We start from the raw sequence: 11,667 nt of genomic DNA, 5'->3' as shown, positions 1-11,667 counted from the left end.
ATAAGTGCAATTATAGAGCACTTTACCCACAAAATGACACACCCAACCCCCAGTTTGCCTCCGTGCTTTCTGGCACACACCCAGAGGACGGGCATGCGTGCAACCATTATGAACACTTTGGTTGTGTTTTGGGGTATCGTCCTGAGATTAGCCTCGCACGCTTTCTGGACGCTTATGGAAAAAGCTGGTAGAATTGACCTGCATACTTTGTTCAAAACAAAAACAACCTGAAAGGGGAACCACCCGGCATGACTCAACAGCGAACCCTGGAAAAGAAAATTTCCGTAAGCGGCACAGGCCTGCATTTTGGTGACCAGGTTCAACTGACCCTGCGTCCTGCCCCGGCCAATACGGGAATTGTATTCAGACGCGTTGACTTAAATCCAGTTGTTGAAATCCCGGCCCGCTATGATTACGTGGCCGATACCATGCTGTGTACCTCGCTTTTGCACAAGAACACACGTGTGGCCACCGTCGAGCATCTGCTCTCAGCCCTTGCCGGCCTTGGCATTGATAACCTGTATGTGGACCTGCATGGCCCTGAAATTCCTATCATGGATGGCAGTGCCTCCATTTTTGTCGTACTGATTCAATCTGCCGGCATTAAGGTACAACGCGCACCGCGCCGTTATATCCGCATTCTGAAACCGGTGCGGGTTGGTGATGGCAGCAAATATGCCCAGCTCCTTCCTTATAATGGCTACCGCATTTCTTTCACCATTGAATTTGACCATCCCGTCTTTAGCGACAAGCCACAAACCGCATCGTTTGATTTTGCGGACTCTTACGAAGAAAACGTCTGTCGCGCACGCACCTTTGGGTTTCTCAAGGATTTTGAAGCGCTGCATGCTCAGGGGCTTGCGAAAGGCGGCAGCCTTGATAACGCCATTGTGGTGGATACCTTCCGTATTCTCAACGAAGGTGGCCTGCGTTTTGATGATGAATTTGTTAAACACAAGATTCTTGATGCTATTGGCGATCTTTCGCTGCTTGGCTGTCGCCTGCTCGGGGCTTTTGAAGGCTATAAATCCGGTCATGCGCTCAACAACCTGCTGCTGCGTGAACTGATGCAGCATCAGGAGTCGTGGGAATACGTCACGTTTAAAGAAGAAGAGTCTGAACCGTTTATCGCACCCATGTCTGCCCCTATGGCGATTCCGCTTGAGGCGTGATTAAGGCCCTGATAGCTTTCCGGTATTATTCCTCTTTTTTTCCCGCTAATCGCCGCAGGGCTGAACGCAGCGGCGCGTGCGTGCAGTCAGCGGCAATGCTTTGCAGCGCTTCTCTCGCCGGCTCCGGCAATCCTGAAGGCATCTTTTTAGTAACATTCGAAACAGGCTGAGGCTCTTCCACGCGTATCTGAATACTGGTGAGCTGGTAGAGCTTTTCATGCTGGCGCAGCGCGTCTCTCAACGATGGCAGGGCATAACGCAGAGGGGTCGCCCATGTGGCGTTATCGGTGATGAGGGTCATCACGCCACGGTGCAGGCTTGCCACGCGACAATGTCCGCGCAGGCTTTCCGGCAGGTGGCGCTGCAGCATGGCATTCTGTGCTTTCAGCGCATCGGCGCGCTGAAACAGGTCGCGTAAAAGAGGATTCAGGCAATCCAAAAGGGGACGCATGAGAAAGACTCCGGCAAGGTCTTGTCAGCAGAATAGCAAAAAATCCGCGCATGCAATATCATGTGAGAAAGAAAAATGCGGGAGTTCTACGAAATATGTCTGATGAAAACACGGTCTATGTGGCAAAACTCCACAAAATCCTCTTTTTCTGGCCGACAGCGCTTATCGTGGCATCCATTCTCATCGGCAGCAGTTACCCGTCGTTCAGAGAAGCCGCGCTGATGATGGTCGCAATTGGTGCCCTTTGGGCAATGATGATGTGGGTAACATGGCGCTTTTCTTCCCTGACCATCCTGAAAAAACAGGTGGTGCTGCGCAGCGGCATGCTGGTGCGTAAAACCGTTGATATCCCGTATTCAAAAATTGAAACCATGGACATTCGCCAGTCTGTCATGGGCAGTCTGCTGCGTTATGGCACGCTCGTGATTACCGGAACCGGTGGCACGCACCATACGCTTGATTATCTGGCCAATCCGCTGGTCTGTCGCCGACACATCGAGCAGATGATGCACGAATAACAAGGATAACCCCGTAAGGAGAAAGTTATGAAATTATACTACTCAAGGGGCGCCTGCTCCATGGTGACGCGCATAGTACTGAATGAGCTGGGAGTTACCTATACCGCAGAGGCAGTCGACTTACGCACAAAAACCAGTGAAAACAGCACCGATTTTCGCGAAATAAACCCTAAGGGTTCAGTACCCGTCATCGTACTGGATAATGGCGCGATTTTGACCGAGGGCCAGGTGATTCTGCAGTATCTCTGTGATACGTATCAAGGTCAGGCGCTGTTGCCGGAAGTTGGAAATTTTTCACGCTACCGCGTGCTTGAGTGGCTGAACTACATTTCAACCGAACTGCATAAAGGCTTTGCGCCACTGTTTAATCCAGCGATGCCTGAGGACATTAAAAAGCAGTTTTTCATCCCGGCTCTGGAAGCGCGTTTTGCGTTCGTGAACCAGCATCTTACCGAGAACGCGTACATGGCGGGTGCGCACTACAGCATCGCTGATGCGTACCTTTTTGTGATGCTCTCATGGTGCAGTCATTGCGGTATTAAACTGACAGGGCTTGAGGCGCTTTTACGCCTGCAAAAAACGCTGGCGGCGCGTGCGGCGATTATCAAGGCCCTCAAAGACGAAGGGTTTGGTGCGTGACTGTGTCGTTGGCATTGAGAGACGTGCTTATTGACGGATTATGCCGAGAAGGTTTTGCGGTGGTGGACGATTTTCTGCCATCACTGCACTGCCATGAGATTCATAACGCTGTGCAGACACTTGAGGCGCGCCACGTCCTTCGTGAAGCCGCTGTTGGCCGTGGCGACCGGCAATCCGTGCGCACGGATATTCGTCGCGATTATAATGCCTGGCTGGATGAGGACAATGCCCCCGATGCTTTGATGCCATGGTTTTCAGCGATGAGGGCACTTAAAGACGCTCTAAATCGTGAACTGTATCTTGGTCTTGTAGAGTTTGAATCTCAGTGTGCTGTATATCCCCCAGGTGCTTTTTACCGGCGACATGTTGACCGCTTCAAAGACTCAAACACGCGTCAGATTTCCTGTGTGTATTACTTAAATCCCCATTGGGAAGCAGCATTCGGAGGCGCGCTGCAACTGTATGACAGGGAGGGGTCGCCGCTTGCTGCCGTTTTGCCAAACGCCAACCGTTTTGTTTGTTTTCGCAGTGATTTACCTCACGAAGTCCTTGAAACCCATGAAAAACGCTATAGCCTGACTGGATGGTTTAAAAACCGGTAATATTGCGCAAAACCGGTGATTGCGCCACAGTATTTTTTGCGTTTTAATGAGCAGAGGATACGCGCAGGGAGCAGGTATGTTAGTCAGCGATGCATTTATAGCGGCTTTGAGAAGCTTTCGTGATGCGTATGTCGAGAAGAAAGGATGTCACAGGGGGATGTTTTCAAACTATCCCGACAGGGATTACGAAACGCTGCAGCTCAGTCTGACTTCTGCACTGGATATTATCGAGGCAAATCGCAGTGCTTTTACAGAAAATGCGCTTGCCGGTATGTTTTCGATTGCGGCTCATCTTACGATGACGTTTAATCCAGCCTTTAACGAAGGAATTGCCGAATTTTTACAGGCCTATCATGCCAGCTCACGGCGTTTCTGCTCGCTGGTTGATGGACGTTTTAATGTGGCCATTGAAACCGACGAAGATGCTCCTCTGCAGTTGAAACAGGTTAAAAATCTTCAGGAGGCGCTCCAGACTGGTCAGGAGCGCTTTGAGGCGCTGACTGAAAAAACCCGTAGTTTTCAAAAAGCGCTTGCTGAGAAAGAGGCTGAAATTGCGCAGCTAAAAGCAGAGCTTGCTCAAATGCAACAGCTGGAAGCGCAAAAGCTTGTTCTGTTGCAGGCACGTGAGCAATTGCAGAAGGTCATGGAGACAATGAATGCCGCGTTGTCAGTGGGCGTGCCTGCAAAAACTGCTATGCGGGCGTTAAAAGTGCCTGCTTCGCTGTCGTTTCATTCATCGCCGGCTTCATCGGTGAATCCTGAAGTTCCTGCAGTATCTGAAACTCAATGCTCGCCGGCAGCCAGTTCCTCATCCTTCCCCCCATCACCATCTTCATCTTCAACACGCTCCGAATCCACTGTTGTCACACCGTCTGATGCCGTGTCTCAGGGGAGCGTACGTTCATCCCCCCCAAAACCACCGGCGGGGGCGCATGATGCGCTGTTTAAAGAATTGCTGAAACATAGAATCCTCAACCAGAAAGCAACCGCTGCACGTGAAGAAAAAAAAACACCGGCTCCCTGATGAATGACCCCATTCTTGCAGAGCGTCTGTTGCAGAGGCGAAGGGTGATGGGCGACAGCCCGCCATGCTCGCCGGAGCGTGAATGGGATGCCTCTCCCTGATGCGTGTATCCATCCACCAGGGTATACTGTCCGGCATTCTCCTTCTCAGGACACGACATAAACATGGCAAACGCACTGGAGCTTCGTGGGCTTCGCAAGGTGTATGCGAACGGATTTGAAGCGGTGAAGGGCATTGATCTTACTGTTCGTTCCGGCGATTTTTTCGCGCTCCTTGGCGCTAATGGCGCCGGCAAATCAACGACTATTGGCATGATAACTTCGCTGCTGACTAAAACTGCCGGCGAGGTGTGGGTTAATGGCCATTCTCAGGACGCGCATCCGACACTGGCACGAGCTTCACTCGGGCTGATGCCACAGGAAATCAATCTTAATATTTTTGAAAACTGTGAACAAATCCTCTTAAACCAGGCAGGCTATTACGGTATCTCGCGCGCACAGGCGCTCCCTCGCGCCGAGGAACTTTTGCAACAGCTGGGGCTTTGGGACAAACGGCACAGTATTGTGCGCAAGTTGTCTGGGGGCATGAAGCGGCGCCTGATGATTGCACGTGCGCTGATTCATCGCCCGGCGCTCTTGATTCTTGATGAGCCAACCGCGGGCGTTGACATTGAAATACGTCGCAGTCTCTGGGATTTTCTTGTACGGGTCAATCAGGAAGGAACCACCATCCTGCTGACCACCCATTATCTTGAAGAGGCCGAACAGCTTTGCCGAAACATTGCCATCATTGATGAGGGCATGCTGGTTGAAAACACTTCCATGCAGGCGCTTTTGAAAACGCTGCGCCATCAGACCTTCGTGTTTGATACCGAGGAGCCTCTGAGCGTACTGCCGGATTTATCGCCATTTCAGGCGGTTTTGCTGGATACCCACAGCTTTGAACTGCGTGTTGAGAACCGGTACTCCCTGAATACGGTCTTTGACGTGCTGGAACGCGAAGGCATTAAGATTCAAAGCATGCGCAACAAAACCAATCGCCTCGAAGAACTGTTTCTTGACAGGATTGCCCAATGAACCCGAAACATCAAGCCATAGCCCTTTATACCCTTGTGCGCCGCGAACTGGTGCGCATGTTCCGTATTGCGAGTCAGGTTTTTTTGCCGCCCGTTATCACCACCGCACTCTATTTCGCGATTTTTGGCAGCCTCATCGGTGCGCGCATTGGTCCTGTTGCCGGGTTTGATTATGCCCATTTTATCGCACCGGGCCTTGTTATGATGATGGTGATTACCAATGCCTATGCCAATGTGTCATCATCCCTTTTCAGTGTGCGTTTTCAACGCAGTATTGATGAAATGCTGGTCAGCCCCATGCATTACTCGCTGCTGTTGCTCGGGTATACGCTCGGAGGCGTGTTGCGCGGTCTGATTGTGGCGCTGCTTGTCTATGCGGTATCGGGTTTTTTTACCGGTTTTGAGCTGGCGCACCCGATGCTTTCACTGCTGGTAGTTCTGCTCGTTGCAGGCCTCTTTTCACTGGCGGGTTTTACCAATGCCATGCTGGCGCGAACGTTTGATGACATTTCCATTATTCCCACTTTTGTTCTGACGCCTCTAACCTATCTTGGCGGGGTGTTCTACGCTACCAGCATGTTGTCACCGTTTTGGGAGAAGCTTTCGCACTTCAATCCCATTCTTTACATGGTCAATGCACTGCGCTACGCCATGCTTGGCAGTGTCATTGGAGGATTTGAAATGGCGCTTTCAGTCATTGTGTTCTCGCTCCTGCTCATGGGCGTGCTGAACCTCTGGATGCTGAAGCGCGGCATTGGATTGCGGGAGTAATCTGCTTACGGTGCCGAAATAGTCTACACTTTGATTACGGAATACGCTGTTCTTCAGGATGGTATCCATGCGAACGACAGGGCGGTATGAGGGTGTGCCGTGGAACCTTGTGGGCGCGGGAGACAGGCTTCGTGCTTTGGCGCGCTTTCGGCTTAAACGGGCGGAAGCCCGACTGGCCTGCTGTATGGGGTTAGAGCCTTCCTGCAAAGCGCAATCGTTGTGTAAAACCATCTCTAAACGCTACCATCGACTTGCCGCTGGTGCGCTTCTGGATAGTACTTCCTCTCTCTTAAAGGCACAGGCCTTCGGCGCGCAGGCATTCTATCTCGCCATTCAGGCATACAAGTCGCAGGGCGGTCTTGATGCACGTACCGCCGCCACGCTGGCATGGGCGTACAGGGAGCTCGCGGCATTGCTGGAAAAAGAGGGGCTCAAAGCGGATATGCATCCACCTCTTAACCACATGAATCATTACGGGTATTTTGCCGGTAGAGAGGGGGGCTCTACGCACGATTATCGCCAGATAGACGTGCTCTTTATGCGTCTTGAACAAATTCACGCTGATAGAAAGCGTTCAGATACTTAAGAAGGCGTGCAGTCTCAATGCTGAAAGGATGTGGCATTTGTCCGTCCGCCCATTCCAAACTATCAAGGTTGAGCATCACAGGCCAATAGTATTTACCCATGGGATAGAGCACCAGAAGCATGTCGTTGTCGATAACCCCATAGAGTTTTAACGCATCCAGTTCTATAAGCCCTTTTGCGGTTAATTCCAGACGACCGGTTTCAGGCACAATGCGAAACAGACGCTGTCCATATTCCCTCGCTTTTTCCATGGAAGGGCTTTGATTGGGAAGCTCGCCGCTCTCGAGGATAAAAGCACGATTTGGCAACGGTGCTCCCTTCTCAATGGTATCCAGCAGGGAAATGCCGTCAAACGGATAGGATGGCTGCAGTTTGAGACTGGCGTATATCGTTGGCGCAATATCCATCAATGAGACTCTGGTGCTCACCTTTTGCGCTACGGTTTTAAGCATGCCATTTTGGTAACGCTGTACGCCGAGCACGCAGTGAAATTGATCAGGACTCAGCAGATCGCTGCCGTGCCCGCGGCTCTTTTCGAGCACCATTTCGGTATGCTGCACAAAATAGCGTGCGAGTTTTCCAGGATACCTGCCACGGTATTTTTCCATTACGAGCGGGCGCGAACCATCCTTAAACTGTGTCTCACCATGGTCGCTCAGGAGGATAACGAGGCTGTTTTCAAGAAACCCCTTATGCGCGAGCCTTTGCAGCAGAGTCGCGAGCTGTGCATCAGCACGCTTTACAGCCTTGAGATAGATTTTTGTGTTATCAGCGAGAGCGAATGCGTCAAAGTCTTCGGTCAGTGCACTGTCTGCCTGGGTGTAGGGCCAGTGGGGCAGGGTAAAATGGACGGCCAGGAACAAGGGCCTGCTTTTATCCTGACGCATCAGCATGTGGTTGAGCGCATCATCAAATGTTTGCGGGTAATAACTGAAATGACTGGCGCGGTTCATGTGATTCCATGGAAACAGTAATCGTCCGATGGCTGTGTTAATCAAGAGGTTGCTGTGTGGAAAATCGTTAAAGTTGCCAAGAAGGATATCGCTTGCGCCAACGCTTGGCCCTGTAAGACGCTGGAAGCCAAAGTCTTCACCAAGATTACTGAAGCGTCTGTCATCGGTGGCAAAGTGTGTCTGATATCCTGCCTTTTGCAGGGTCCATGCAAGGCTTTTATCACGAGTAACTTTTTCTGGAGACATCAGGTTATAACGTGCGCCGTGATGCAGCGGGTACAGCCCTGTGAGCAGCGTTGTCCATGACGGGTAGGTTTTGGCAAGTGGCGTGATGGTTTCTGAAAACCAGACACTGTTTTCACGAAAGCGTGCCAGTGTTGGAGTATCTTTGAGGGTAATATAGCGGGGCGGCAGGGAGTCTATGCCGATTATGATAATGTTTGGCTTCTGGCTGGGGCCTTGAGTGTTCGCTGGCATCGGTATCGGTAAAGCGGCGATGGCAATGGCTGCCCCCGATAGCCCGGCTACCGCGAGGGGGCGTCTTGTAAAGCCAATCATCAGCGCATTCATAAGCAGTAGAAAGAGAGGCGCAAGGGAAAGCCCTGCGGCAAGTGTAAGTCCTGTTCGGCTTAATACCGGTATCAGCGGCCGGCTGAACTGGCTGTCTGGAAACCAGAGCGCGTTGAGTGTGAGCAGCGAAAAAATCCCGGAAAAAAAAATCAGGAAAAAAGCGCGCTCAATGGTTGTTCGGTCAGGTGTCCAAAAGCGCACGCCCTCCAGCAGTGCGGCTTCGAATGCTGAGAACAATGCAAAGAGCAGCAGGTGTGCAAGCCCCGTTGCCGCAAGCTGCCCAATCACGCGTGGTGGCAGGAGAAGTGCCTGTAGAAACGACTGGCTTTGAAGCACTCCTGCGACAATGGCTAACAGTGCGATGAGGAAATTGCATAGGGCAAACTGGCGAAAATCGCTCGAGAATTCCCGCGTTGATGTCACGATAACTCAGCCGTTGTGGTATTGAGGTGCCAGTTGTAGATGTAACTGTTGATATTGGGCGCGGTTCGCAGCCAGGTCTTTAGCGAGGGATTGGCAAACTGTACCAGGTGATGCAGCACGCCCTCGGCATTACCCCCAAAATCTTCGCGATACCAGTCATAAAGGCAGGAAAGCACCAGCTGGCCATCGGCAACCTGCACACCACGCGCGGAATTAATGTATTCTCTGGCGGCTTTGTTAAGATCCCTGTTCAGTGTTGTTGCCTGGTAAGCGCGCGGCGACAGATTGGGGGCGCCAAGTGTAGCGTTGTTTAATGCATAAAGAATACGTGAGTCATTCCAGATGGGGCGCAGGATACGGTCTTCAATGTCTTCAAGTGTGAGCGTGAGCCCTTCAACACGCACCAGAGGTGCACGCCACGGGCCTATGCTGAAAAGTCCTGGCGAAATGTTAATGTCTTCAATGCTTTCAACGGGATAACGCGTTGCGATGGTGTGAACCGTAAGTGCGTTATAAAGGTTTATCCAGTAGGCCAGCTGTTCACGGCGGTTATAATTACGCACGGGTATGGCTGACAGCTCATCCAGATAGCTTTGCAGCAGCATGATGTCGGCCTTCGTCAGGTGCGGATAGTCGACGAGCGTAATGCCTTCTTCGTTACGAATAACGCGCCGGTCAAGAAATCTTTGCCACGTGGCGTGTGAGATGTGTGCTTTTGACAGTGGATTATGCTCCTCCCACAGCGGCCAGTGACTTTTGGGGTGCGGTCCACTGCTGCCTGCAAACACGTAACCGAACCATCCGGCCAGCAAGAGCGAGCAAAAGATGCGGCGTTTCACGAGAATGCCCCGGTTTCTGAAGCACCACTCTGGAGCAGGGCGCGGTTTCGCAGCGCATTGCCAATGGTACCGCTGTCCAGAAACTCGAGCTCACCACCTGATGGGATGCCCCGTGCCGGTTCACTGATGCGCACGGGAATATCTTTCAGCAGCTCATGGATGAAATGCGCGGTCGTCTGACCCTCAACGGTCGGGCTGAGCGCCAGAATGACTTCGCGGGTCTGTTCGGCAAGTACCCGCTCACGAAGGAGCGGCAGGCGCAACTCACCAGGCCCTATGCCATCCAGCGGAGAAATTTTACCCATGAGTACAAAGTAGGTGCCACTAAAAGCATGGCTTTGCTCAATCGCACTTACATCTGCCGGCGACTCGACTACACAAAGGATTTCGTTACTACGGTTGTCAAGGCGACAGATTCGACAGAGGGTTTCTTCCGTATAGTTGTTGCAGCGCGTACAGTAGTGGATGTTTTCCATCGCATCCACCAGACATTTTGCGAGATGCAGACCCCGCTGTCGCTGCTGGAGCAACTGACAGGTCATCCGCAGCGCGGATTTTGGGCCGATCCCTGGCAGGCAGCGAAGCGCATCGGCAAGACGGCTGAGCGCATCCATTCGCGATTATTCCTTATCAGAATCTTTGATTTGCTGCATAAAGTCAGCCGGAATGTTGATGCCGGCAGTCAGTTCAGCAATGCGGGCCTTGGAAGCTTTTTCCACTTTCCTGACAGCATCGTTAAAGGCGCTGGCAACGAGGTCTTCCAGCATGCTGATGTCTTCTTCGAGCAGGGAAGGGTTGATAGTGACACGCATGGCTTCATGGCGCCCGTTGATGCAAATTCGCACGAGACCGCCACCAGACTCACCGTCCACTTCCAGACGACTCAAATCTTCCTGCGCTTTCTGCATGCGTTCCTGCATTTTTTGCGCTTCTTTCATCAGGTTTCCAAGGTTTGGCATGTCCATGATATTCTCATTCAGTTTAAGGTAAGATCATTATAAGTGATCTTCACAGGCAGTGATAGAATTTTTAACGACTTCAGCTGAAAACTCGGTACGGATTTTCTGAAACAGCGGATCATTTTCCAATGCGACAACGGCGGATTCCGCCCGATGTTCCTGACGTTTTTCACGAAGTTTTGCCGGAGAGGCATCAGCCGTTTCGCCAATCTCAACAAGCAGCGAGAGCGTTTCACCAAAATAGAGGCTCATCGCATCAGCAATACGCTTTCGTACAGCCGGGGTAAACAGCGAGTGGTGCCCGTTAGCAACAAGCAACCGAACGCTACTCCCGGATTTACCACCGAAAGCCGCATTTTCCGCAGCAGTCAGTGCGAGGCCTGAAAGTTTCAGTGCCGAGAGCAGTGTCTGCCATTCAGTCTCGTCAGCGCTTGCCACGGCGGGAGCTGTCAGGGTGGGAGTTGCCACAGGAGCGGCTTTGGGTGCATCAACCACAGCTGCAGCGGGTTCTACCGTTTCGTGAACCTTTGGTGCCGGCTCAGATGCCATGGCACCAGTGACAGGCAGATTAACGACAGGCGCAGGCTTAAAAAGCAGCATGCGAAGCACCAGCATGTCAAAACCTGCTGCAAGCGTTGGGGCAAGATGAATATCCTCAACTGCCCTGAGTGCCATTTGATAACACAACTGGGTATCTTCCGGCGTAAAGCGTTTGGCAAGTTCAAGTATTTCTGAAGCAGTTTCACCAAAAGGATCCTGGTTATCCAGTGCCTGGCACACAGCCATCTGGTGCAATGCGTGCAGCAGCTCTTCTAAAACGTGCTGAAAGTGCCCGCCTCCAGTGGCAATAGCGCGGCCTTCCTGCAGGAGCGCCAGTGCATCTCCAGCTGCCAGCGCACGGAGAATGGAGATGGCGTGATTTTCGCGAGTAATTCCGAGCATTTCACGGATACAGGTTTCCATGACACGTCCGCCGCCGGTAGCGATTGCCTGGTCAAGCAGGCTCAATCCATCCCGCATGCTGCCGCGTGCCGCACGCGCGAGCAGAGTGACACCAGCCTCTTCAAAATCAATGCACTCTTCGGT

14 protein-coding genes (1 of these 14 cut by a window edge) are annotated in these 11,667 nt (G+C 52.0%); 8 read left to right on the top strand and 6 right to left on the bottom strand.

The features are described from left to right. Window positions 1-248: 248 nt before the first annotated feature. Entirely contained in the window at window positions 249-1,172 is a 924-nt protein-coding gene (lpxC, locus tag E4T54_RS04075; protein WP_028386864.1) for a UDP-3-O-acyl-N-acetylglucosamine deacetylase, read from the top strand. 25 nt (window positions 1,173-1,197) lie between these two features. Here lpxC and E4T54_RS04070 read toward each other — a convergent pair whose 3' ends face one another. Further along, on the bottom strand, window positions 1,198-1,623 hold the full coding sequence (locus E4T54_RS04070; protein WP_028386863.1) for a DciA family protein: 426 nt from the start codon (window positions 1,621-1,623) through the stop codon (window positions 1,198-1,200). Window positions 1,624-1,718: 95 nt separating this feature from the next. On the opposite strand from E4T54_RS04070, the gene E4T54_RS04065 reads away from it, so the two are divergent. The 7 genes from E4T54_RS04065 (at window position 1,719) to E4T54_RS04035 (ending at window position 6,838) form a co-directional block, all read left to right on the top strand. Beyond that, on the top strand, window positions 1,719-2,141 hold the full coding sequence (locus tag E4T54_RS04065; protein WP_028386862.1) for a PH domain-containing protein: 423 nt from the start codon (window positions 1,719-1,721) through the stop codon (window positions 2,139-2,141). A gap of 27 nt (window positions 2,142-2,168) precedes the next feature. Then, on the top strand, window positions 2,169-2,780 hold the full coding sequence (gstA, locus tag E4T54_RS04060) for a glutathione transferase GstA (protein ID WP_028386861.1): 612 nt from the start codon (window positions 2,169-2,171) through the stop codon (window positions 2,778-2,780). Continuing rightward, on the top strand, window positions 2,777-3,382 hold the full coding sequence (locus E4T54_RS04055) for a 2OG-Fe(II) oxygenase (protein ID WP_028386860.1): 606 nt from the start codon (window positions 2,777-2,779) through the stop codon (window positions 3,380-3,382). The genes gstA and E4T54_RS04055 overlap by 4 nt, the downstream gene beginning before the upstream one ends. A gap of 76 nt (window positions 3,383-3,458) precedes the next feature. Then, complete coding sequence (locus E4T54_RS04050) at window positions 3,459-4,406, top strand: YlbF family regulator (RefSeq protein ID WP_131793764.1); 948 nt, start codon at window positions 3,459-3,461, stop codon at window positions 4,404-4,406. Between the two features lie 164 nt (window positions 4,407-4,570). Next, window positions 4,571-5,482 carry an ABC transporter ATP-binding protein gene (locus E4T54_RS04045; RefSeq protein ID WP_028386858.1) on the top strand — a complete coding sequence of 304 codons (912 nt, stop codon included), beginning with the start codon at window positions 4,571-4,573 and terminating at the stop codon, window positions 5,480-5,482. Continuing rightward, window positions 5,479-6,252: an ABC transporter permease gene (locus E4T54_RS04040; RefSeq protein ID WP_028386857.1), complete on the top strand. Its 774-nt coding sequence runs from the start codon at window positions 5,479-5,481 to the stop codon at window positions 6,250-6,252. Before E4T54_RS04045 ends, E4T54_RS04040 begins: the two co-directional genes overlap by 4 nt. A 67-nt stretch (window positions 6,253-6,319) precedes the next feature. Then, window positions 6,320-6,838 carry a hypothetical protein gene (locus E4T54_RS04035; protein ID WP_028386856.1) on the top strand — a complete coding sequence of 173 codons (519 nt, stop codon included), beginning with the start codon at window positions 6,320-6,322 and terminating at the stop codon, window positions 6,836-6,838. On the opposite strand, the gene E4T54_RS04030 is transcribed toward E4T54_RS04035, so the two are convergent. The 5 genes in view from E4T54_RS04030 to dnaX are tightly spaced (at most 30 nt apart) and all read right to left on the bottom strand, a layout consistent with a single transcriptional unit that may run on beyond the window. Next, entirely contained in the window at window positions 6,789-8,783 is a 1,995-nt protein-coding gene (locus E4T54_RS04030; RefSeq protein ID WP_051550972.1) for a sulfatase-like hydrolase/transferase, read from the bottom strand. The genes E4T54_RS04035 and E4T54_RS04030 overlap by 50 nt on opposite strands. Continuing rightward, complete coding sequence (locus E4T54_RS04025) at window positions 8,780-9,622, bottom strand: DUF547 domain-containing protein (protein WP_238582803.1); 843 nt, start codon at window positions 9,620-9,622, stop codon at window positions 8,780-8,782. Before E4T54_RS04025 ends, E4T54_RS04030 begins: the two co-directional genes overlap by 4 nt. Beyond that, the gene (gene recR, locus E4T54_RS04020) at window positions 9,619-10,236 is read right to left on the bottom strand and encodes a recombination mediator RecR (RefSeq protein WP_051550971.1); all 618 of its coding nucleotides are present in this window, start codon (window positions 10,234-10,236) and stop codon (window positions 9,619-9,621) included. Before recR ends, E4T54_RS04025 begins: the two co-directional genes overlap by 4 nt. Before the next feature lie 6 nt (window positions 10,237-10,242). Next, entirely contained in the window at window positions 10,243-10,587 is a 345-nt protein-coding gene (locus E4T54_RS04015; protein WP_028386854.1) for a YbaB/EbfC family nucleoid-associated protein, read from the bottom strand. Between the two features lie 30 nt (window positions 10,588-10,617). Continuing rightward, window positions 10,618-11,667 carry the 3' portion of a DNA polymerase III subunit gamma/tau gene (dnaX, locus tag E4T54_RS04010; RefSeq protein WP_028386853.1) on the bottom strand. It continues 573 nt past the right edge of the window, so only the last 1,050 of its 1,623 coding nucleotides appear in the window; the start codon falls outside the window, past its right edge; it ends in the stop codon at window positions 10,618-10,620.

Source organism: Legionella geestiana (assembly GCF_004571195.1).
In the GTDB taxonomy this organism is placed as follows: domain Bacteria; phylum Pseudomonadota; class Gammaproteobacteria; order Legionellales; family Legionellaceae; genus Legionella_B; species Legionella_B geestiana.
The sequence above is the reverse complement of the archived record's forward strand: the minus strand, read 5'-3'. Positions and strand labels throughout refer to the sequence as shown.